Origin of the sequence: Peribacillus folii, assembly GCF_030271255.1 — a bacterium.
Classification (GTDB): Bacteria; Bacillota; Bacilli; order Bacillales; family DSM-1321; genus Peribacillus.
Map to the genome: position 1 here is coordinate 200851 of NZ_JASJOM010000005.1, position 22930 is coordinate 223780.

18 protein-coding genes are annotated in these 22930 nt (G+C 45.4%); 2 read left to right on the plus strand and 16 right to left on the minus strand.

The features are described 5' to 3' along the window. Positions 1–131: 131 nt before the first annotated feature. From QNI08_RS10245 to QNI08_RS10305, 13 genes are all read right to left on the minus strand, one after another. Positions 132–977, minus strand: a complete 846-nt coding sequence (locus QNI08_RS10245) for an HAD family hydrolase (RefSeq protein WP_285767323.1) — start codon at positions 975–977, stop codon at positions 132–134. A gap of 106 nt (positions 978–1083) precedes the next feature. Then, positions 1084–2352, minus strand: a complete 1269-nt coding sequence (locus QNI08_RS10250) for a PTS ascorbate transporter subunit IIC (protein ID WP_285767324.1) — start codon at positions 2350–2352, stop codon at positions 1084–1086. A 31-nt stretch (positions 2353–2383) separates the two neighbouring features. Next, entirely contained in the window at positions 2384–2650 is a 267-nt protein-coding gene (locus tag QNI08_RS10255; RefSeq protein ID WP_285767325.1) for a PTS sugar transporter subunit IIB, read from the minus strand. 14 nt (positions 2651–2664) lie between these two features. Further along, entirely contained in the window at positions 2665–2934 is a 270-nt protein-coding gene (locus QNI08_RS10260; protein ID WP_285767326.1) for a PTS sugar transporter subunit IIB, read from the minus strand. Beyond that, entirely contained in the window at positions 2931–5003 is a 2073-nt protein-coding gene (locus QNI08_RS10265) for a BglG family transcription antiterminator (protein WP_285767327.1), read from the minus strand. The genes QNI08_RS10260 and QNI08_RS10265 overlap by 4 nt, the downstream gene beginning before the upstream one ends. A gap of 334 nt (positions 5004–5337) precedes the next feature. Beyond that, positions 5338–5496, minus strand: a complete 159-nt coding sequence (locus QNI08_RS10270) for a hypothetical protein (RefSeq protein WP_285767328.1) — start codon at positions 5494–5496, stop codon at positions 5338–5340. A 426-nt stretch (positions 5497–5922) separates the two neighbouring features. Further along, positions 5923–6048: a hypothetical protein gene (locus tag QNI08_RS10275; RefSeq protein ID WP_285767329.1), complete on the minus strand. Its 126-nt coding sequence runs from the start codon at positions 6046–6048 to the stop codon at positions 5923–5925. 342 nt (positions 6049–6390) lie between these two features. Continuing rightward, positions 6391–6546 (minus strand): DUF1540 domain-containing protein, encoded by a 156-nt coding sequence (locus QNI08_RS10280; RefSeq protein WP_064505156.1) that lies wholly within the window; start codon positions 6544–6546, stop codon positions 6391–6393. Positions 6547–6686: 140 nt separating this feature from the next. Beyond that, positions 6687–8480: a carbon starvation protein CstA gene (cstA, locus tag QNI08_RS10285; protein ID WP_285767330.1), complete on the minus strand. Its 1794-nt coding sequence runs from the start codon at positions 8478–8480 to the stop codon at positions 6687–6689. A gap of 141 nt (positions 8481–8621) precedes the next feature. Next, positions 8622–9365 carry a LytR/AlgR family response regulator transcription factor gene (locus tag QNI08_RS10290; RefSeq protein ID WP_285767331.1) on the minus strand — a complete coding sequence of 248 codons (744 nt, stop codon included), beginning with the start codon at positions 9363–9365 and terminating at the stop codon, positions 8622–8624. Continuing rightward, positions 9337–11121 carry a sensor histidine kinase gene (locus tag QNI08_RS10295; protein ID WP_285767332.1) on the minus strand — a complete coding sequence of 595 codons (1785 nt, stop codon included), beginning with the start codon at positions 11119–11121 and terminating at the stop codon, positions 9337–9339. Before QNI08_RS10295 ends, QNI08_RS10290 begins: the two co-directional genes overlap by 29 nt. Positions 11122–11984: 863 nt before the next feature. Then, a complete protein-coding gene (locus tag QNI08_RS10300) occupies positions 11985–13886 on the minus strand; it encodes an endonuclease MutS2 (protein WP_285767333.1) in 1902 nt (633 codons plus the stop codon). 601 nt (positions 13887–14487) lie between these two features. After that, the gene (locus QNI08_RS10305; RefSeq protein WP_285767334.1) at positions 14488–16566 is read right to left on the minus strand and encodes a helix-turn-helix domain-containing protein; all 2079 of its coding nucleotides are present in this window, start codon (positions 16564–16566) and stop codon (positions 14488–14490) included. A gap of 175 nt (positions 16567–16741) precedes the next feature. Here QNI08_RS10305 and QNI08_RS10310 point away from each other — a divergent pair, with 175 nt between their 5' ends. After that, positions 16742–17980 carry an MFS transporter gene (locus QNI08_RS10310; protein ID WP_285767335.1) on the plus strand — a complete coding sequence of 413 codons (1239 nt, stop codon included), beginning with the start codon at positions 16742–16744 and terminating at the stop codon, positions 17978–17980. A 47-nt stretch (positions 17981–18027) separates the two neighbouring features. Further along, on the plus strand, positions 18028–19458 hold the full coding sequence (locus QNI08_RS10315) for an amidohydrolase (RefSeq protein ID WP_285767336.1): 1431 nt from the start codon (positions 18028–18030) through the stop codon (positions 19456–19458). Between the two features lie 352 nt (positions 19459–19810). Here the strand turns inward: QNI08_RS10315 and QNI08_RS10320 are convergent, their stop codons facing one another. The 3 genes from QNI08_RS10320 to QNI08_RS10330 form a co-directional block, all read right to left on the minus strand. Then, positions 19811–19963, minus strand: coding sequence for a hypothetical protein (locus QNI08_RS10320; protein WP_285767337.1), 153 nt, complete (start codon positions 19961–19963; stop codon positions 19811–19813). A gap of 164 nt (positions 19964–20127) precedes the next feature. Continuing rightward, on the minus strand, positions 20128–21846 hold the full coding sequence (locus tag QNI08_RS10325; RefSeq protein WP_285767338.1) for an adenine deaminase C-terminal domain-containing protein: 1719 nt from the start codon (positions 21844–21846) through the stop codon (positions 20128–20130). A gap of 15 nt (positions 21847–21861) precedes the next feature. After that, on the minus strand, positions 21862–22926 hold the full coding sequence (locus tag QNI08_RS10330) for an ABC transporter ATP-binding protein (protein ID WP_285767339.1): 1065 nt from the start codon (positions 22924–22926) through the stop codon (positions 21862–21864). Positions 22927–22930: the final 4 nt, after the last annotated feature.

Consider the following 22930-nt stretch of genomic DNA (forward strand, 5'->3'; position numbering starts at 1 on the left):
ATGGGAAGATTCCAAATAAACGGTAATGGATTTCCATCCCTTATAATATATCATAATATTGCAAATTTTTCTTACGGATTGACCAATAAAAAAAAGGGCCCCCGCTAAACGAGCCCTTTCCTTCCTGCACATCATTGGAATTTTTTCTTCAAAAAGCGATGGAGCCCATCCTCCCTATATGAATACTCCGTCACTTCATCTGCCTGTTCCTTGACGAGATCCGTCGCGTTCTTCATGGCGACGCAGCGTCCGGCGAATGTAAATAGCGGAAGGTCATTTTCTCCATCGCCCACAGCGAGGATATTTTTCGGGTCCACCCCGAAGTGTTTCAGCAAGATTTGAACGCCTGTTGCTTTCGATACGCCCTCCACGGTCACTTCCACATTATGATGGGTTGAGGATGCAGTGGTGAAGGCATGCTCCTCCTTGATCAGTTCCAGCTCAGCAATCCATTTCTCCATGATAGGGATTTCATTGCTGAAGAAGTAGATTTTGGCGATGCTGACAGGATCGATTTGTTGCACCCATCTTATTTTTCCTTCCATCGCATCCTGCCTTGAAAGCCATTCATTTTCTTCGACTGCAGCCGGCTTTTGTCTCATACCTTGTTCGACCATGTAGCCTTTGTCTTTTTTTAACGTCATCCGTGCACCGTCATTCGGATGTACCTCATAATACATCTTTTCCGCTCCCGCTTTTGCGACCAACCGCTCCACAAGTTCTGGAGGCAGGGCGTGTTCAACGATCTGTTTCCCTCCGATGAATGCGGACATGCCATTCGCGGTCACCATGGCATCGACGAGCATATGCGGCGGCACAACGTCCTTCACTTCTTCCAGCGTCCTTCCCGTTGCAATGAAAACAAGTTTACCGCTTTCCCTTAGTTCGCTTATGTACTGGATCAGGGTTTCGTTCACTGTATTGACTTCGTTCAATGTCGTGCCGTCCAAGTCCAGCACAATGGCTTCAATCGTCATGTACATCACCTCAGCATGGAATGAAAATGCCAACAGCCCACTCTCGAATCGATCATAGGCTGCTGGTTTCGTTCATTTATTTTTCTTCATGTAACAGTATAACATGTCAGGATAATCCTAAAAGCTTCATGACACTTAGGATCAGGAGACCGACAACACCGAAATCCGAATCACCGAATGTCGTCCCTTCGAATCCTACATCCCCCAAGAAGACGAGGAGTATGGCCGGCAGGAAGCTAATGATGAGGCCGTTGGCAAACGATCCGAGCATCGCCCCTCGTCTGCCGCCTGTCGCATTTCCGAATACACCCGCTGCCGCCCCAGTGAAGAAATGGGGAACGAGTCCTGGAACGATGACCTTCAATCCGATAACTGGCAGAAGGAACATCGACAATAGTCCAGCTATAAAGCTGAATAAGAACCCAATGATCACGGCGTTTGGTGCGAATGGAAAGATCGTCGGGCAATCCAGCGCGGGTTTCGTGTTTGGCGCGACTTTATCCGCGATCCCCTTGAAGGCGGGGACGATTTCGGCGATCAGCATCCGTACCCCCGCAAGAATGATGTAAACGCCGGCAGCAAATGTGATTGCCTGGATAAAGGAAAATACGATGAAGTTCGAACCGCCGGATAATTTCGTTTCGATATAATCCTGGCCGGCAAACAGGGCGACGATCACGAAGAACAGCGTCATCGTTAGGGAAACAGCGACCGATGTGTCCCTCAAGAATCCCAGCGATTTTGGCACCTTGATTTGCTCTGTCGTCTTTTCCTTATTGCCAAACCATTTTCCGACGGTTGCAGAAACGAAATATCCGACCGTCCCGAAGTGGCCGATGGCGAAATCATCGCTTCCGGTGATCTTCCGTACGTATGGCTGAAGGAGCGCAGGAAACAGCACCATGCATGCTCCCAGCAAAATGGAACCGACCAAGATGAGCGCAACGCCGTCAAGCCCTCCGACAGACAGGGTGACCGCAAGTAAACAAGCCATGAATAAGGTATGATGTCCTGTCAGGAATATATATTTAAATGGCGTGAATCGAGCCAATAAAATATTGACCACCATTCCAAAAACCATGATCAAGGCAGTGGAAGTCCCAAATTCACTTTGTGCCGCTGCGACAATGGCTTCATTATTCGGGATGACGCCTTGAACATTGAAGGCATGATCGAACATTTTACTGAATATATCCAGGGCGCCAATGAGTACTGCCGCTCCCGCTCCAATGATGATGAAGCCCATAACGGTTTTTAGCGTTCCAGATACAACATCTGCCGCCGCTTTCCGTTGTAACAGCAGGCCGACCAGCGCAAACAGCCCGACCAGTATCGATGGTGTACCCAAGATGTCATTCATGATAAGCTCCAGCATTGCCTCTCCCCCTTATCTTTATCTTTTCTGCTTATAGATGTGAAGTTAATTTCGATGTAATTTCAGGAATGCTCATCATGTTCTCCAATGTGACGATTGTCCGCGACCCATCATCGAGCTGCCCGACGATATCCGCGGCCCCGAGGAAAATATCCGCCTGAACCGTTTTTGCCGATGCCAGATCCGTATGATCGACCTCCGCCGTTTTTTCCATTTCCGTCAAGGCCTTCTTCACATTCATTTCCATGATGAAGCTGCTGCCCAATCCATTCCCGCATACTACCATGATTTTTTTCATATCAATCTCTCCTTTTATCCGAAGTGGACTTCCAATTTAGATTTGATTTCAGGAATGCTCATCATATTTTCAAGCGTGACGATCGTACGCGATCCATCATCGAGCTGCCCGACGATATCCGCCGCTCCCAGGTAAATATCCGCCTGAACCGTTTTTGCCGATGCCAGATCCGTATGATCGACCTCCGCCGTTTTTCCCATTTCCGTCAATGCCTTCTTCACATTCATTTCCATGATGAAGCTGCTGCCCAATCCATTCCCGCATACTACCATGATTTTTTTCATTCCGCTTCCTCCTTTGAATATGTATGAACGTACTCCATAAGAACCTCTTTGTCAGAAGTTCGCAGCATTTCTTCTATATTGGCTGGATCATTCAATAATTGAGTCAGCTGGATCAATGCACGCAAATGCGAATCGTTATCCACCGCAGCCAAAATGATGATCAAGCGCACCGGTTTATCCGACGCAAAGTCCACGGCTTCATCCAGCTTCAATAAGCTCATCGATAAGGACCGGACGCCCTGCTCCGGCCGTGCATGGGGGATCGCCACCCCGGGAGTGATGACTACATAAGGGCCATTCGTTTCGATCGCCTCGATCATGGCATCCACATATCGTGTTTCGACGGTTCCTAAGTCCACGAGGGGCTTGGCCGCTACTCGAATGCCCTCCTTCCAATCAGAAACGTGCGGCTGTATTTGAATCGTTTGCATATTGAGCAGTTCTTCCAACACAGGCTTCTCTGCCTCCTTTAAAGAAAATTGGGTTACTTTTGGCGTATGTTCATACACCCTCGACTGCAGTGCTTTTTCAAGCTGATCATGTTCATGGATCGTAGCATACTTGGAAATGATCTTTAATAACGCGGCAACATCCACACGATCCGTCGTATATCCGTACAATTGCTGCATAACCTGCTGGCGCAATGTATGCTTATCCTGCAATTCCAGGATCGGCGGGACGACGAATAATGTCGCGTCTGTCCGCATATGCACGGTTGAAAAGATAAGATCGTACGAGAGTGTGTAATCGGACGCAGCTCGAACCGACAGGACATCCAGGAACAAAATGTCGGGAAACAGCTCCCTCAATGTATAAATGAGGATATTGCTGATTCCGATTCCGTTCGGGCAAACGACAATTGCTCTTTTTCGATCATCCAACGTCGTTCCTTGTCTGCGCAGCCAGCCGCCAAAATAGATCGTGAAGTAAGCCACTTCCTCCTCCGACACTGGACAGTCCAGCTCCTTCTCCAGGAGCCACATCGACTTTTTCGTCAAATGATGCAGTTCAGGATAAACCTTCTGGACACGTCCCGTCATCGGATTCATTTGCGGCAACCCGTATCTGAGGCGGTGGTAGGCCGGTTTGAAATGAACATACAATTGCTGGCATAACTGCTCTTTATCCTGGAGGTGGACAAAAGCGAGCCTTTCGAATTCTTCCACGATTCCCTCCAATAACCGCTGTATGATTTCATCATCCTTTAGCGGCGAGATGTCCTTCGTGCGATTCACACTCAAGACATGTAAGGTTGCATAAAGGTTTTCCGTTTCACTCCATGTCGAGTGAAACGCTTCCGTCTTGGTCATTTCCTCGACCATCTTGTATTCCTCAGTCGTAACAAATGGCTCCCAGCTCGGCTCTGCCGATAATGCCTCCCCTTTACCAATGAGCTGATCGGTGCATAAGAACAAATAAGTCAGCTCATGAAGACGATCATCGGTAATGGTGATGCCCAATTCACGCTCGATTTTTTCAAGCTGCGACCGAATGGCGCTGATCCGGCTTTCGTATCGCCCCCAAATGCACTCCATGACCGGCTCGCTATTCGGGCTGTTCAGCACATCATGCACCAGATGCTCAATGACATATCTCTTACCCCGGCTTTCTCCCTTCACCACATAACCATCTTGTTTTGAATACTGGATCTTCAGTTCCATGTTCCTGTGCTTTTCCTTAAGCCGCTTTAAATCCTTCAACACGGTATTGCGTGATATACCTGTGAGTGATTGGAAATGGTAGACGGACAATTCTTCCCCACTCAACAAAATCATCAGATAAAAAACTCTTTCTCTATCCGCCTCTGAAAATATATAATTACGTTTTGTCAGCTTAACCTTCAACTCTTCGTCCTTGATTGTTCCAGAAAAGGAATAGCCCGTATCACGACTATATTGAATTGGCTCATAACCTTGAAATTCAAGCCAATCATTCGCTTTACTAAGCGCATATTGGATTTGCCTTCTCGTCAAACCTGTTTGCGCTTCAAGCTCTTTCATCTTCGAAAGCGGCGAATGCTGCAATAGCTTTAATAAATTGGCGCTTCTTTCATCTAAAAACATGCTCATTCCCTCTCCCTGCCTCTACCATATCTCACTTCTCAGCAGAAATGAACGGTTTCTGAGTTCGTTTGTTGTCACTTCGACTGCACAATATTATACTCTATTCATTTTTGTGCACAATAAAGCAGCGCTGCTTAACGGAAGAAGGGCATGAATTCGAGCTCTGTGAAAGGACGGGAATCCAGCTTCCAAATGAGGTCGCGCAAACGCAAGATGGAAAGGGCTTCCAGTTCCCGCAACAACAAAAAAGTTTCTGGAATGAAAACTTTTGAAACTTTTTTATAAAACAGCCAATCTTTCGGGCAAATTATCCGAGATTTAAGGCTTTTTTCTCACGAGATCAGAGCTTACTCGCGAATTTGGTCACTTTACTCGCGAATTTGAGGCTTTTACTCGCGAATTCGAGCACTTTACTCGCCAATTTGGGGCTTTTACTCGCCAATTCGAGCATTTTACTCGCCAATTTGAAGCTTTTACTCGCGAATTGGGGTTCACGCATAATTTGGCGTGATTTATTGAGCGATTGCTTGCGTCACTATCGGATTTGGGGTAAAATTCCCGAAGTTTAGGGCTTTCTTTCACTGGATCGGAGCTTTACTCGCCAATTCGAGCACTTTACTCGCCAATTTGGGGCTTTTACTCGCCAATTGGGGCTGACGCATAATTTGGCATGATTTATTGAGCGATTGATTGCGTTACTATCGGATTTGGGGCAAAATTCCCGAAGTTTAGGGCTTTCTTTCACTGGATCGGTGCTTTACTCGCCAATTCGAGCACTTTACTCGCCAATTTGGGGCTTTTACTCGCCAATTTGGGGCTTTTACTCGCGAATTGGGGCTGACGCATAATTTGGCGTGATTTATTGAGCGATTGATTGCGTTACTATCGGATTTGGGGCAAAATTCCCGAAGTTTAGGGCTTTCTTTCACTGGATCGGTGCTTTACTCGCCAATTCGAGCACTTTACTCGCCAATTTGGGGCTTTTACTCGCGAATTCGAGCACTTTACTCGCCAATTTGGGGCTTTTACTCGCGAATTGGGGTTGACGCATAATTTGGCGTGATTTATTGAGCGATTGATTGCGTTACTATCGGACTTGGGGTAAAATTCCCGAAGTTTAGGGCTTTCTTTCACTGGATCGGAGCTTTACTCGCCAATTTGGGGCTTTAACTCGCGAATTTGAGGCCTTTTCCGGGAATTTGAATTTCACGCCAAATTCGTCATGCTGTCTATTTCAGATTTATATCGCTCCAACTCAGGTTTATCAGTCAAATTCATGCAGAGATGTAGAAAAATAAAAGGAATTTCAATTTTCGTGAATGAAAATGATTTTTATTATCAATAATAAAAAAGAAGAAGGGCAACCAGTTGATGGTTACCCTCCTCCATTGTTTTAAACTCCTGGATCAAATGTTTTGCAATCCGTTTCTTTACTATTTGATGCATGATTCCCTTTATGACTCACTACATAAATAGCTTCAGCATTACATTTGTTTCCAGAATGCCAATGTACACAGTTGTTTACCTCACATAGAACATCTTTAGCCATCGTATTACACCTCCTCATTTGTTATCATTAACAAATTTGGGGGTATTGATACTTTCCTTTTTTAGGTTCCTCCATTTTAGGTGATACAACTCTTGTACTGAGGATTTGTCGATCAAACTAGAGTTTATATCAATCAAATGTTAGGCTGATTGTTTCAGTAGTTCGGCTTGCGGGATTTTCCAGAGCTCGCGCCACTTTTTCAAGGCTGTGATGAGAATGATCAAGCCAAGGCATAGCATGATGATCGACAATACTCCGTTAAGGATGCTGAAGCCTGCGGCGTCCGGGTTCAAGTATACGTTTTTCACCATCCAGTATCCTGCTACATTAACCGTTACATACAGGTATGCTAGAGGGACGAGGCATGTCCACATATACCAGCGCTTGTCGGCGATTTTCAAGACGACGGTCGCCCCGATGATGAGGCCGATCGACGCCATGAGCTGGTTGGATACGCCAAAGAGTGCCCAGATCGAGCCGATGTCCCCGGAGTAAAGCAGATAGCCCCAGATGAAGCAGGCTAACGCGCTGGCGAAAATGTTGCCGGGCAGCCAATCTACTTTCTTCAAAGGTTTATAGAACTCGCCGAAGAAGTCCTGGATCAAGTAGCGGGCGACACGTGTTCCCGAGTCGATTGCGGTTAATATGAACACCGCTTCGAACATGATGACGAATTGGAAGAAAAACGAAGCCAATTTTTCAAAGAAAGGAATTTCCGTGAAGATATAGGTCATTCCGACAGCAAGGGTTACGGCCCCGCCTGTCCGTCCTTCAAGGTTAATGCCGATTTCATCACTTAGCGCATCAAGGTGCACTTTTTCCATGCCTAATGTCTGGAAGACTTCAGGCGATGAGTTAATGGCAAAGTAATCACCTGGCTGCAGCGATACTGCCGCGATCAAGGCCATGATGGCAACGACACACTCCACCAGCATCGCTCCGAAACCGACGGATTTGATATCGCTCCAGCGGTTCAGCATTTTAGGCGTTGTTCCGGAGCCGACGAATGCATGGAATCCTGAAATCGCCCCACAGGCGATCGTGATTGAAATGAATGGCCATACAGGGCCGGCGACAATCGGTCCGCCGCCATTGACGAATTCGGTGAACGCTGGAAATTGGATCTCTGGATTCACCACGAACACGCCGATGATCAATGCGGCAAAGACGCCGATTTTCATGAATGTGCTTAAGTAATCTCGCGGTGCCAGCAGCAGCCACACGGGCAATGCCGCTGCGAAGAAAGCATAAATCGGCAAAATAAGGGCAAGCGTGCTTGCATCAAGTGTCAGCAGTTCACCTAGCGCCGTTCCTTGAATGTTCGGACCAAGCAAGATTCCAGCCATGATGAGGGCGAAGCCGACAATGGTCGCGCCTTTTAAATTGCCCGTTTTTTTATGGTACAGCCCGACTCCCATGGCGATGGGAATCGTGATCCCGACAGCGAACGTTCCCCATGGGTTATTTTCCAAGGCATGCAGGACGACCATAGAAAGTCCTGCCATCGTAATGGTGATGATGAAAAGCATGGCAAGTCCTGTACAGAAGCCTGCGACTGGGCCAAGTTCTTCCTTGGCAACTTCCGATAGCGATTTTCCATCTTTGCGCATGGAAGCGAAAAGCACGACGGCGTCATGGACCGCCCCGCCGATGACAGCTCCGATCAATAGCCATAACAAACTTGGCAAATAACCGAATTGTGCAGCTAGGATCGGACCGACGAGCGGACCTGCCGCTGCGATGGCGGCAAAGTGGTGGCCGAATGCCACCCATTTATTGGTTGGAACGTAATCTTTTCCATCCTCCAAGGCATGAGCCGGTGTTGGCTTGGTATCATCCAGCTTCAGTACTTTCCGTGCTATGAATGTCCCGTATAAACGGTAAGCGATCATTAATATACAAATCGAGCCGATGACGATTGAAACCGCATTCATTTTGAAAACCCCCTCTATTTCTTACATCGTAGACTGATGATATCACGATGTAAGCGGATGCAAAGGGTTTTCAAGCTATAATGCAGATAATGGGGCTTGGATTGCAATATAAAGATACTAAAATGCAGAATTATGAAAATTTTAAAAACCAATAAGCTGCTTTAGCTCTTTTACATAGGTGCGGCTCACGGGTATGTTCGATCCGTCGCTCATAATGAGGTTATACGTCGAATTGAACCAGGGCTGAATCTCGGCTATATGGATGACATTGACGATAAACCCGCGATGCACCCGTAAAAACGAGCGTGGGTCAAGCTTCCGTTCAAACACGATGAGCGGGTCGCCCATTTTATATTCATTTTCTTCCGTTTTAATGATCGTCTTTCCATCGATGAGTCCGATGAATAATATCGAATCCCGATCGATCAAAACGATCCGGTCATCGATTTCAACAGCCAGTTTGCCTGTCTGCTCCGCCACACTGCGAAGCGGCGGCTTTGTCCTGGTGTCACGCTCCCCTGCTTTGCGCACTTTATCGAGCCTGTCCAATGTTTGACGTATTCGCTTTTCATCAAAGGGCTTCAATAAATAATCAAATGCATACGACTCAAAGGCCTGTAGGGCAAATTCGTCATAAGCCGTGGCAAAAATGAGCGTCGGTGCAGGGTCAAGCCCAGCCAATTGTTTCGCCAATTGCAGGCCTGTGCCGTCAGCCAGCTCAATATCCATAAAAACAAGATCTGGCTTTAAGCTGGGAATATCCCTGATGGCTCCTTCTATCCCTTCAGCCTCACCGATGACTTCAGCTTGCCTGCTTCTCTTCAGAAGGTATTTCAATTCATCCCTTGCGAGGGGTTCATCTTCTACGATAAATGCTTTCAACATCGCTGTCATATGCTCCTTTTTCGTTGAGTGGTATGGTTATTTTCACTTGTGTTCCAACATTCGCTGCACTTTCTATCGAGAGGCTGGCCTGGCCCTTATAGATGCCCTCCAGCCGTTCACTGATATTATGAAGGGCCGTTCCTGTACCTTTCGGCGATTTTACAGTACGCTTCCCCAATTCAGCCAATTTCCCGCTTGGGATCCCTTTGCCGTTATCCTTCACAGCAATGCACATCGCCCCTTCTTCCAAAAATACATCAATGAGGATTTCCCCTTTGTGTTTCATTTGCAAAAAAGCATGGTGTATCGCATTTTCAACCAGCGGCTGCAGTGTGAACGGAGGCAGCGGGACCTCCTTAAGACTTGGTTCAATGTTTTGAACGATATGGTATTTATCCGGGAATCGGGCCTGCTCCAGCGATAGATATGCCTGGACATGCTCCAATTCCTTTTCTAGCGGCACCAATATTTGCCTGGCCCCTTGCAGGTTGCTGCGAAAGAAAGCACTCAGCTCCATTAACAGGCTTCTTGCCTTCTCCACATCCGTCCGGCATAAAACGGAAATCGTATTGATTGCATTGAACAAAAAATGCGGGTGCACTTGTGCCTGCAGGGCCTTGATTTCAGCATCTTTCAATAACTCCGTCTGCATTTCCGCTTTGGCCAGCTCCAGCTGGGTGGAGAAAAGCTTCGCCAGCCCTTCAGCCAGCTCCTGTTCCACCTGGCTTAATTTATCGGGATGCTTGAAGTACATCTTCAACGTCCCGACCGTTTTCCGTTGGACCTGGAGCGGCAGCACGACCGCTGCTTGCAAAGGACATTGATCATGAAAGCAATAAATATCCTTTGTTGTTTTCGCGACGATGATATTGCCCTGTTCGAGTGCCTTTTTCGTTAAGCCCGTCGCGATGCCTTCCCTCGGAACATGATGATCCGAGGCAGCGCCCACATGAGCCAGTACGCTATGTTCATTGGTTATGGCCACGGCATCGGCTTCCGTCAGCCCAAGGATGATTTCGGCGATTTTTTTACAAGAGGCTTGATTCAAGCCTTGACGGAAATAAGGCAACGTCTGATCGGCAATCAGGAATGCCAAATTCGTCTGCACGGCCCGCGTCCGTGCCTCATCCCTCGTAATCGATTGAATGATGAGCATGAATAATAACGTCCCAAAGCCGTTGATGAAAATCATCGGGAGGCCGATTACCTGTACAAGCTCCCAAGCCCGATCAAATGGCTTGGCCGTTGCCAGGATGATGACCATTTGGATCGCTTCCAGGGCCATGCATATCGGGAGGGCAAACCAAGGGGTGATCAGCCCATGCCTTTGCCGCCTTTCCCCTAAAAAACCTGACAAGATGCCAGCCAAAATCGCCGCGATGGCACAAGCCCCTGCTGTAAAACCGCCGAGAGTATAGCGATGAATCCCTGCAATCAACCCGACTCCCAAGCCGACAAATGGCCCCCCAAGCAAGCCGCCGATTGCGACACCCATGATCCTGGTGTTGGCAATCGCATTTTCCGGAGCGATTTCTGTATGCCAATCACCTATGGGCATCTCATGATTTCCGATTTCGATCCCGGTATAATTACTAATGATGCCGAATGTGCCAAAAAGGACGATGAGCATGATTTTCTTTGACATTTGATGCTCATGGCCGATCATTTGCCGAAACGGCTTCATATAAGAAAGCAGGAACGCAGCAATCACGATGATCCCCACTTTTTCAAACAGCGACGGTAATAAATGAACCAACTCATCCCCCCCCATTACTGGCTTTTTCATTCATCTTACAACAGCCTTGAAATCTTTGTCGAATTTTGTTTTTGCGGGTGGACCAGCCCATCATCAGGGAAGGCGTCCCACTTCTGAAACTGTACGGATCATTTTAGGAACCCAGCAAATTGAAAAAACATGTAAAGTGGAGTCAGCAAAGCTAGTACTTATTAGGAGGAATCATGATCAGTAAGGTCCTGACATTTTATACGCTGGGGGGAATATCATTAGTTGGTGCAGGATTATTTCCGCTCGGATATATAAAGTCTTTCAATCTATTTATTTGCTTGTTTATAATAGGTTTGGTATTTATCTTAATCGGTCAAACTCACAAGAGAAAGAAAAATGAGGAAAAAAAATGTAGTGATTGTTATAAAGGATGATTGATTATTCATGAGAAAATTAACCAAATATATGATCCTATTTCTCTGGGTGGTCTTATTTTTATATTTCTTTGAAATGTACATGCCCAAAGGTATTTATTATTTTATTGTAGGAATTCCAGTCCTTTTTCTACGTGCCGCTTTTATTTTAAAGATGTTTGATCATTCAAAAAGCTAAAGATTCCGGTGATACAATCAACCTTTTCGGAGGCTGTTTGCATCACCTTTCTTATTTCACCGTTCATTTCCATCAAATTTAATAGTCAGTAAATTTGCCTTTTACTAATACTTCTTCCACAAATTTAATATTTGTTTGATACCTTTCCTATCTACGCCCAATCCCTATTTTAGGTTTTCACTTGATTTCCCAGTCTTTTCTCGCTACACCGTAACGGGTAACAATATACACGACGAAATCAAAGGGCATGAATCCATAAAGAACCCATGCCCCAACGTTGTTTATTCGTTTAGCTTCTTCCGCATATCCGCCGCGACATTCCTTAATGCTTTCTTCGATCCCCGCTTTAGGTCATGATCCAGCTTCCTTTCTTCGTAGCTGACAAATAGGGCGTTCAGATCATAGCCTTCCGGATATAAGTCGACAGCTTTTATTTCAAGCTCCAGCCTGTTGGCATGAACCTCCTTGAATTCCTCTTCAAAAAGGACGACGACATGATTGTATGAATCCTTCTCTTTATAGACAATTGCACTTCCGTCAAGTCCGCTTACCTTCACCTTGTCACCGACCGTAAATGGGGGCAAGGCTCTCTTTGGCGACTCGACTTTCGCTTTTTTGATTTTCCCCTCCCTGACACGTTGCAGGTCATAGTCTTTGTTGTCGATATAACGCTTTGCCTTTTGCAATACCTGCTGGCGAAGGTCCATTTTTTTCGCGATCCACAGGGCATTGCTTTCGCCGGATTGGCCAATCAGCAGCTTATACTTCGGCTCCAATGTTTCACTGTTAAACTGCATCGCCGCATTCATGAAGTCGCTGTGAATTTCGGAATAGCGCTTGATTTCCCCATAATGGGTCGTCGCAACGGTGATGCAGCCCTTTTGATAAAATTCCTCCAGTATCGCAATCGCCAACGCCGCGCCTTCATTCGGTTCCGTTCCGCTGCCGATTTCATCGAAAAGCAGCAGCGAGTCATTCGTTGCCGCAAGCATGATTTCCGAAATGTTTTTCATATGCGACGAAAACGTACTCAGCGCATTTTCCAGGCTTTGGTTATCGCCAATGTCGACAAATACGTGATCGAAGACGGCCAGCTCCGTCCCCTCCTTTCCGGCAATATGAAGTCCGGACATCGCGGCCAGCGTAAGGATGCCGATCGTCTTCAGGACGACCGTTTTCCCGCCGGCGTTGGGTCCCGTGATGATCAAGCTGCGATAATCCTGGCCGATTTCGAAATCCAAGGGAACACTGTCGGCGGGCAATAGCGGATGCTTGCAGCCTGCTAATCGGATATACCCATGATCATTGATTTTCGGTTCGATTCCGTCCATGCTTTTACTGAACTTGGCTTTTGCGAAGATCATATCATATTGACTGATCAGCTCGATATTGATCTTGATCGGCTTTAGCTGCTCGAAAACCATGCCTGATAATGAGGCCAATAGCTGATACTCCTCCATCGCTTCCTCTGCTTTGAAGCTGGCCAATTCTGTATTCAGCTTCGTCACGTTGGCTGGCTCGATGAACACGGTGGCTCCTTTGGCCGAAACCTCCACGATCGTTCCGGCCACCTGGTTTTTGTAAGAGGCTTTGATCGGGATGGTGTAGCGATCATCTTTTTTGCTGATGTAGGATTCCTGAATGAACTCTTTATTGGCCCCGCTTTTGAGGAACTTATTCAAACGCTCCTCTATTTTTCCTTCCGTTTTGCTGATTTGATTACGAATGCGCTTCAAGTCCTTGCTGGCTTCCGAAGCAACCGCATTCCCATTTATCGTGAATTGGATTTCTTCTTCCATGCTCCTGAATTCGGTCATCGAATGCGCGTACGAATGCAGGGCAGGAGCAAAGAACTCTTTATCGGTCATGAATTTCTTGATATTCCGGCAGCCCCTCAAGAAGTCGGCTATCGCCACAAGCTCACTCGGCTCCAAGATCATTCCCTTTTCCAGCTTTTCGATATGGAAGCCGATATGGGAAATGCCCTTTAAGGGAATATGGCTTTCCGCGTTCAATAAGTTTCTTGCTTCCGTCGTCTCCTTCAAACGATTCTTGACCACATTCAATATGCTGCTTGGCTGCAGCCGATCCAATAATTCCTTTCCTAAGCCGCTTACACAATGGTTTTTCACCATGTCCTTCAGTTGAATATATTGTAGTTTTTCATATGTCATCGTATTCATAGCATGATCCTCCTTGAATGAGTGTGATATTCTCCATAAATCCAAAAAAATGCCCGCAAAAGTCCTCCCTACCTTTACAAATGAACAAGCCATTTGAGTAGAAAGCTCCTGCGGGCATCGGCCTCATCAATGATAAGAACCTAAAATCGATAACAAAATAGGCAGGTCAAATAAACCTGGCAGACAACAAAAAAGCATGATAGGACAAATCCCACCATGCTTTTCGCCGTAACACCTACATGTTACACGAATTATGGAAAAGGAAGCAGTCTTAAGGTAGGTATCCACAATGCGTGAATGCACCGTGAAAAAAGGCATACATTAATCACTGATCCATCAGTGATTAAATACCTTATTCAACTAAATTAGTTGATACCTACTCCCGACATAAAACACCACACCTTTTCTAAGAATTGGAACTAATATACCATATTAGCAAGAAAGAGTCAATTCGTTTTTTTCGTTTTCTGCTCGCTGCCAAGCCCTTTTTCTTGCCGGGATTTTGCTTTTTCAATAAAGGAATTAAAACTCTTTTACCTTTGTTCACCTTATTGTGTTGAATGATGGTTCATTAAGGAGTTACTATCTTCTCATTTAACTTCTAATACGTTTCACTTAGATGATAGGCTAGGAGCAGCTTAAGCCAAACATTAGAATCGTTTAGATCAACTGCAAGAGCGTCCTCGATTTTTCTTATTCGATGATAGAGTGTATTTTGGTGAATATGAAGACGTTCTGCCGTATCGGATATAGATCGGTTAGCGGCAATGTATGATTTCAGTGTCAATTCCAGATCACTCGACTTAGCCTTGGGAGATTGGAGCGGTGCAAACACCTCTTGAATGAACTGTTCGATATCCTCGGTCTGCTGATTTAGAAATAATCGGTTGATGCCAATACTTTGATAACTGATTACGCCAGGAGTACCGCGACTTAAGAGATAAGCTAACGACTTATTCGCTTCTTCAGAGCTTCTGGCAACATGCTCTAAACCTGTGTAAGATCTGCCTATACCTCCCCTAAGGATTGGGACATCCTTATTTGTCCATAACGTTACCACTTTGTTCAATTTTTCGATCAACACTTCCTGTAGGGACTCGGTACTAGCGTTCATGATGATCGTCACTTTGTCATGAAAACCGAATAGAAGGTAATCTAAAGACCCCAGCTCTTTATGCAGAGCGGCAATGAGCATTCTCTGGTGTGTTTCCCTTTTCTTGTGGACTTGTGCCTTCCCACTAAGTTGCAATACTGTAACGAAGAGTGGGATGTCTGGAGAAAGACCAAAATCCCGTGATTTAGAAGCAAGCTGATTGGGCTCCCTATATTGGAGAAGTTCATTAAAAAATTCATAGCATTGTTTATAGTACATATCCGTCATTGAATAGGTATTGACCATTTTTAATGCAACTAAAGCACTGCCCTGCTCCAACACTACAGTATCAAGGGGGAGGAGCGATCGGTGAAGCTCGACGACAAAGTAACCGATTGGAACTCCATCATTCACAATCGGATACAAATGAATGGATGTTTCGTTAGTAGTAACTGTCAATGCTTCCACACATTCTTCCCATTTTTTTAGAAAATCCGTATCCATTAGCTTCCTTGAAAGAGGCGTGTAATGGGGATACCACTCATTTTTAGTCAGATCAAAAAGAGAAACAGGAAGGTTGGTCATCTGTTCAACGGTTTTAGCAACCATTATCAAATCAGAATCCTTAAAAGAGAGTCTAGTAAAAACATCATGAATATGGTTCCGTTTAACCAAATAATCGTTTGTTTCCCTTAAATCCGAGAAAAGTCTCGCATTGGTAATGGCAATCGCTGCCTGATCGGCAAAACCCTGCAACCTTCTTAAATCATCGGTAGTCAGCTTTTGCTTTTTATTATTCTGGTGGACAATCATCACGCCAAGCTTAGCTTTGTTCATCCTGACAGGAACAGCCATCACCATTAGGTTGGGATTTTCCTCAGTATGTTCCATCGAAACCATTAAACTTTTCATGTTGTTAGCCTGAATATTAGATATAGCTGCAAATGCTTGCTCCCTATTGTAGATACGGCCGATCCCGCCTTGGAATACCTTCCCTCCAACACCTTCCCCTAAATTGGTCTTGAAGTCATAGATGGAAGCTCCCATTCCAATGCTTGCTTTAGGGACAAGCTTTTGTGTTTCCGCGTCATAAAGCATTAAAAATCCACTGTCTACGGCTGGAATGGCAATCAATGCATTTTCCATGATGTTGTGTAACAGTTCATTCAACTCAAGCATGGAAGTCAGTGAATGCAAGCCTTCGAGCCATGCATCGTTCTCTTGCCAATGCCGCTTAATTGTTTGTTCAAGCAGCATATAACGGACTTGTAACACAAAATGCTCGGACTCCAATTCAGTTAACGTCCTACCAGAATGAACACACGCACGAACTGAAGTTGGATCAGGAGCTTCCGTTACAAACAAAAATAGTTGGTTACCGGTTTGAGCATGGTAGTAAGTAACATAATCATTACTTTCCATGCATGATGAATTCGGCCATGTATCTTCATTTGAAAAAGTGTTTTTATCATTATCGGTTAGGGGCTCCCCACACAGGTGGACCCAATCCTCCGTGGAATCCAAGATCCAAACATGGTATGTTAAGGTGCCATCAGATCGACACATTAAACTTCCTCGTTGTTCCATAGCGTTCCCCCTTACCCCACTCTTTTGTTATTAATTGTACAATTCTCCATACATTATCTTACACATTGTAGAGATTTACAATCGAATTCTGAATACATTGTTTATTCTGACAATGACAACCGTCAGCCAGTTTTATTAATATTTAACTTGTAATCATTAAAAAGGGAGGTTTTATATGGGGGCCAATCTCAATTCTTCAAAAAACAAAATGATTTTATTAGTTCTCTATTTCGGCTGGATTGTATCGTATATTGACAGAACTGTTGTAAGTCTTTCCATATTAAAAATCGGAGAAGATTTATCACTTGATGCGTCAAAATTGGGGATTGTATTAAGTGCCTTCTTCATGGGCTATGCGATCATGCAAATTCCAGGCGGATGGCTCGCAGACCGTTTTGGATCAAGAAAGGTCATCGTTATAGCTGTTTTGTTCTGGTCCGCATTTACTGCCTTGACTGGACTTGCCTGGTCCCTCACTTCGCTACTTCTCATTCGTTTTCTGTTCGGAATCGGGGAAGGAGGATATCCTTCAGCAAGTACTAAAGCCATATCCGATTATTTTCCGGCTGATAAAAGGACGAAAGCCCAATCCACAATGATGTCCTCAAATGCACTTGGCGGGGCTCTTGCACCGATTATCTGTGCTCCTCTACTTGTATGGCTAGGGTGGCGTCATGTATTTTGGGTGATCTCCCTACTAGGTATCATCTTTGTAATCTGGTTCCTCCTATCCACAAGACAAGCAGGTGTATACTCCAATTCCTTGGATAAAGCACATAAGCCTAAGCGGGAAGAGTATAAGCAGCTACTTTTAAATACCTACTTATGGAAGGTTCTTCTAGTTTTCTTTTTTATTAATATAACAAGCTGGGGTCTCTCTTCATGGATGCCTTCATACTTGATGCAGGTTCTTGGAATCAATCTTAAATCAATTGGAATAATCAGTGCCATCCCCGCCTTGTTCTTGGCAGCAGGCATGATCATTAGCGGTCGAATCATTAATAAGATTGGATCTAATGCAAAGTATGGAGTCATCACGGGAATCTTCATTATGGGGATCTCACTTTATCTGATGACGCTTTCCACCAGCATTACCCAAGTGATTATATACCAGTGCATGGCTTTTACCTTTATGTCATTTGTCATGAGCTTTATCTTCACGTTGCCCCATCGGGTTATGGAACAGAAGGTAGTGGGTACCGCATTCGGTATATTAAATTTCGGAGGTCAAGCTGCAGGAATTTTTTCCCCGATGATCATGGGTGCTCTTATCGCTTCGTCAGGGGGATCTTACAAAAGTGCGTTCTTATTCTTAACTGCATGCTGCTTAATCGCTGGTGTCATTGCCTGTTTTTTACCGTCAGCTAAAAGAAATCAAGAGGTTGCGGATGCAACTGTAAAAACAGTAGGTTGAAGGACCTTTTGCCGTTAATCACAATACAAACGAGAGGTGTGATAAGAATGGGAAAGTCGAAGATTACAAAATGGATTGATGAAAACGAGGCCAAATTCACAGGCATTGCCAAACGGATTTGGGACCAGCCTGAAGTAGGGTATACGGAAACCTTTGCATCTACCTTGCAAATCAAGACATTAAAAGAAGCGGGGTTTACGATTACTTCCGGGATAGGGGATGTGCCGACTGCATTTGTAGCAGAATATGGAAAAGGAAAACCAGTCATAGGTATTCTTGGTGAATTTGATGCCCTGCCAGGATTATCCCAAAAAGCCACTCCAAAATATGAACCGGTAGTTCAGCATGGACCAGGACATGGTTGTGGGCACAACTTGCTCGGAACAGCAGGGGTAGAAGCTGTGATTTCGCTTAAGGAAAGAATCGATGCGGAAATGCTGCCGGGTACCATTCGATATTATGGCTGTCCCGCTGAAGAACTGCTCTCTGGAAAAACATTCATGGCGAGGGTTGGCATTTTCGATGATTTAGACTGCGCCTTTACTTGGCATCCGGGAACGTCCAATATGACCGCCAATTTTCGTTCTCAGGCATTGACCGCAATCGAATTTCATTTTTCCGGAAGAACTTCCCATGCTGGGGCGGCTCCGCATCTTGGACGCAGTGCACTGGACGCGGTCGAGTTAATGAATGTAGGGGCTAACTATTTACGGGAGCATGTGCCAGATGGTTCCCGAATCCACTATCAGATTACAAACGGAGGGATGGCACCGAATATCGTGCCAGATACTGCAAGCGTTTATTATTTCTTGCGCAGTGCAGACCGTAGGCAGGTGGAAGAATTGAAAGAACGATTGATAAAAGTGGCGCAAGGGGCAGCTATGATGACAGAAACGTCGGTACTCTGGGAAATCAAATCTGGGTGCTACGATACATTGCCTAATCGAACGTTAAATGAGCTGATGTATACGCAAGCGGAAGCAGCAGGATCAATGGTTTTTTCCCAAGAAGAAGAGAAATTCTCTGAGGAATTGTGCCAAACGGTTGATCCATCCGTGCTGGCCGCGGCTAAGCAGCAAGTCATAAGTGATGTTAACAAGTTACTCGATACAGGTTTCTATCACAACCGTAAGCATTTCGATATCACCATGGGCGGATCAACGGATGTAGGCGATGTCTCTTGGATCACGCCGGTCGGACAAATCATGACCACCTGCGCACCGCTCGGAATTCAGTTCCATACCTGGCAGGCTACGGCCTCATTTGGTTCATCGATCGGAATGAAGGGAATGCATTACGCAGCGAAAGTAATGGCGTTATCTGCATATGATTTGCTGCTAGATCAAAGTGGCATTCTTGAAAAAGCAAAAGCCGAGTTCATAGCAAGCACAAAAGGATTGACCTACAAATCTGGTATTCCATCTGATGTGAAACCACCTGTGCAAAATAGTGACGCTGTTCCGGTATCATCAACCTGAGTCATTTTTAACGTCACCTTTATATAGGTTCAGGGTACCTGACAGTATGAACTTTACGAGTAGCTTATATTAAGAACCTTCGCTTTAATGGAGGAAAATTATAGAACCCTTCAATCGAATATATTAAGAGCATGTTTTGATCAATTTTTTCAAAGCACGCTCTTTCTTTTGTTAGTTAATCAATGCTTTAGCATTCATTTTCTCATGCTGCTTGCGTAATTCCCTTCAATGTCTGAATATTTACTTTAAAATCCGGGTATGTTATCCTTATATTATCATAAACTAAAAACAGCCCCATGCGCTAACATGAGGCTGACAACTAGCAAGAGTGGTTGGTCACAACTAACTTAAATTAATCGTCAGAAGAAGAACCATTGCCATCTTGGGAGGATGAGTGGTTCTTTTTCCGTTTCTTGCCGAACATAGACAGGATAAGACTGGTTGCTACTGCAACAACTATCTCTTTCCCCATATCTATCATTACGTTCAATAAGAAATGAATCATGCAGTCACCTCCTTCCCATCCATAAGTAGATGGAAAAGTATGTGACCTACCACTCTGTCCTCAGTTGTCCCTTTATTTTATCACAACTTTCCATTTTTTTGAAATTTCACATAAGATAAATACGAAAAGGGGATCATCCATAGGATGGTCCCCTTCTTTGCCGTTTAGGCTTCTGTGTTCATTATGAGCGGGACTACTTTCCCTTCATTTACGTTGATCAATCCATGGTCCGTTATTTTCAGGGCCGGGCTGACTGGCAGCGATAAGGTGCTTAATGACATGATGACATTGTAATGCTCATAGCCTAATGATTTAAGCGCGTCAGTCAGTTGCTCGACCTGTTCCGATACGATGTCCATCGGTTCTTCGGAAAGGATTCCTCCCACCGGAAGATGGATCATCGAAAGCTTCTTGCCGTCGTGGACACAGCAGACACCGCCTTGGTTCCTGATGACTTCGTTGGCGGCCATCACCATATCCTGCTTGTTGCGGCCGATCACCAAGAGATTATGGTTATCATGCGAATAGGTGGTGGCAACCGCCCCGCGCTTCAGAACATCGCCGGTGATCAGGCCGTGCGCCCGGTTGCCGTTTTTCCCATACCGCTCGAAGGTGGCAATCAATCCGTAGGGGCTTTCTTCCCAACATAATTGATGATTCTCCATCGTCAGCCAATCATGTGTTTCGCTGGTAAACGTGGAACCGTTCTGGACATTGATGATCCGGCATTTCGCTTGTCCCTGCTCATTCGGTACAGATATGTTAAAATCGGCTGCGCTTAGTTCCGCAAGCTTCACACTTTGATAGAAGTGTTCCGGAAATTGTTTCTCGCTTGCTTGCTGCACATAGGGCTGTGACGAATCATATACGAGCTCACCGTTTTTATACACCTGATCGATGTCAAAGCTTTGCAAGTCCGAGATAAGCAGGAAGTCAGCCACTTTTCCAGGTGCAACGGCGCCGCGATCATACATCCTCATCCGCTGTGCCGGTGTATACGTACAGGCATATATCGCTTTTTCAGGGGACATGCCCATTTCGACCGCTTTCTTTAGCAGGACGTTCAAATGTCCTCTTTGTTGGAATGAGTCGGTCATGACATCATCGGTAACGAAGCAGAAGTGCTCATCCACCTGCTTGTTCTTCAAGAACTCCATCACTTCTTCCGTCATCGATTTCTCTTGAATTTCAAGAAACATCCCGGCAGCGATCCTCGCTTCCATTCCCTCCACGGTTTGGTGGGTATGATCAGAGTTCACTCCGGCCTGAATGATCTTTTGCAAGTCCATGCTCAGCAGCTTTGGAACGTGGCCCTCTATGATCAGATTTGGATAGCGGGTACGGATATGGGACAAGATCTTATTCGTTTTGCAATCCGGGTCGGAAATGACTTCATGGTAGTTCATGATTTCGCCGAGGCAGATGATTTCCTCGGTTTGCATCAATTCGTCCATGTCTGATATTTCGATGGAACCTCCCGTCGTTTCCATCGAGGTTGCAGGAACGGAGCTTGGGATGGCATAAAACATATCTGCGACACACTCTTTACTCGCTTTGATCATTTCCTTCACACCGGAAATCCCGAAGACGTTGGCCATTTCATGCGGTTCCGGCACGATTGTGGTCACGCCATTCTTGATGAGCCCATAAGAAAATGTGGCCGGTGTCACCATCGTGCTTTCAATGTGCAGATGGATATCGATCAGTCCCGGAACCATATACCTTCCCCTTCCATCGATGATTCGTTCGGAAGGGAAGGCATCCAGCTCGCTTTCGCCAATATAATGGAATTTGCCGTCCTTGATGGCCGCATTGCCTTTCATGAATTTTTTAAAATAACTGTTGAAAATATTGATATCTTTTATGAGCATATCCATTCGCATAATTCCCCCTCTACCTTAATCGACGAGTACCATCTGGTTTCTTGGAATTTCAAGGATGATCTCCTGGCCCATCCGATAGGATTCCGTCATTTCCTTGTTGACGATGAAATCCCCTATCGGCGTTTCCACGACATATTGATAGCTTCTTCCAAGATACGTACTCACCTTCACACGGCCCGATAAGCTATTTTCCTGAACGGCTCCGGCGTCTCCTTTTTCCCTGATCAACAGATCGTCCGGTCTGATCGCGCCTATTTTCCCAGCATGATTGAACATCCGGGCATCCTTATCCAATACGAAGGAGTATCCTGACTTACTCAGTTCAATCTTACCGCCAGTATCCGTCCGCTCATCAAAGTCAATGAAGTTCTTGAAGCCAATGAAATCGGCGACGAATTTGGTTTCAGGATATTTGTAAATGGTCGCGGGATCACTAAGCTGCTCGATGACCCCTTTATTCATGATCGCCACTTGGTCGGAAATGGAGAAGCATTCTTCCTGGTCATGGGAAACATACACCGTCGTAATTCCCAATTCCTGTTGGATCCGGCGTATTTCAACCCGCATATTCACCCTTAAATTCGCATCAAGATTGCTCAGCGGTTCGTCGAATAAAAGGATATCGGGTTCGATCACGAGCGCCCTTGCAATCGCAACCCGCTGCTTTTGCCCTCCGGAAAGCTCTTGGGGATAGCGTTTTTCAAATCCTTTCAAATTTACGATTTCCAGCACATTCATTACCTTTTTTTCGATTTCCGCCTTAGAATTCTTTCTCAGGCGCAGACCGAAGGCAATATTATCGAAAATCGACAAATGCGGGAATAATGCATAGTTTTGGAACACAAAGCCGAAATTCCGCTTGTTGACGGGAACCTTCGTATAATCCTTATCCTTGAATAAAAATTTCCCTTCATTCGCTTTTAAAAATCCGGCAATCAAACGCAGGGTCGTCGTTTTCCCGCAGCCGCTCGGGCCAAGGAGGGAGACCAATTTCCCTTTTTCAATCTCAAGGTTGAAGTCCTTTAAAATATTCTGTTTGTTATAGGCTACAGATATATCTTGTAAAGTGAATAAAGCCATCCTT

Coding starts and splice junctions, on each gene's coding strand:
- QNI08_RS10290 (WP_285767331.1), bottom strand. CDS start 9,365: ATGTTGAAAGCATTTATCGTAGAAGATGAACCCCTCGCAAGGGATGAA.
- QNI08_RS10320 (WP_285767337.1), bottom strand. CDS start 19,963: ATGATTCATTTCTTATTGAACGTAATGATAGATATGGGGAAAGAGATA.
- QNI08_RS10325 (WP_285767338.1), bottom strand. CDS start 21,846: ATGCGAATGGATATGCTCATAAAAGATATCAATATTTTCAACAGTTAT.
- QNI08_RS10300 (WP_285767333.1), bottom strand. CDS start 13,886: ATGAATACGATGACATATGAAAAACTACAATATATTCAACTGAAGGAC.
- QNI08_RS10275 (WP_285767329.1), bottom strand. CDS start 6,048: ATGCGTCAACCCCAATTCGCGAGTAAAAGCCCCAAATTGGCGAGTAAA.
- cstA (WP_285767330.1), bottom strand. CDS start 8,480: ATGAATGCGGTTTCAATCGTCATCGGCTCGATTTGTATATTAATGATC.
- QNI08_RS10250 (WP_285767324.1), bottom strand. CDS start 2,352: ATGCTGGAGCTTATCATGAATGACATCTTGGGTACACCATCGATACTG.
- QNI08_RS10245 (WP_285767323.1), bottom strand. CDS start 977: ATGACGATTGAAGCCATTGTGCTGGACTTGGACGGCACGACATTGAAC.
- QNI08_RS10310 (WP_285767335.1), top strand. CDS start 16,742: ATGGGGGCCAATCTCAATTCTTCAAAAAACAAAATGATTTTATTAGTT.
- QNI08_RS10260 (WP_285767326.1), bottom strand. CDS start 2,934: ATGAAAAAAATCATGGTAGTATGCGGGAATGGATTGGGCAGCAGCTTC.
- QNI08_RS10265 (WP_285767327.1), bottom strand. CDS start 5,003: ATGAGCATGTTTTTAGATGAAAGAAGCGCCAATTTATTAAAGCTATTG.
- QNI08_RS10330 (WP_285767339.1), bottom strand. CDS start 22,926: ATGGCTTTATTCACTTTACAAGATATATCTGTAGCCTATAACAAACAG.
- QNI08_RS10305 (WP_285767334.1), bottom strand. CDS start 16,566: ATGGAACAACGAGGAAGTTTAATGTGTCGATCTGATGGCACCTTAACA.
- QNI08_RS10270 (WP_285767328.1), bottom strand. CDS start 5,496: ATGCGTGAACCCCAATTCGCGAGTAAAAGCTTCAAATTGGCGAGTAAA.
- QNI08_RS10255 (WP_285767325.1), bottom strand. CDS start 2,650: ATGAAAAAAATCATGGTAGTATGCGGGAATGGATTGGGCAGCAGCTTC.
- QNI08_RS10280 (WP_064505156.1), bottom strand. CDS start 6,546: ATGGCTAAAGATGTTCTATGTGAGGTAAACAACTGTGTACATTGGCAT.
- QNI08_RS10315 (WP_285767336.1), top strand. CDS start 18,028: ATGGGAAAGTCGAAGATTACAAAATGGATTGATGAAAACGAGGCCAAA.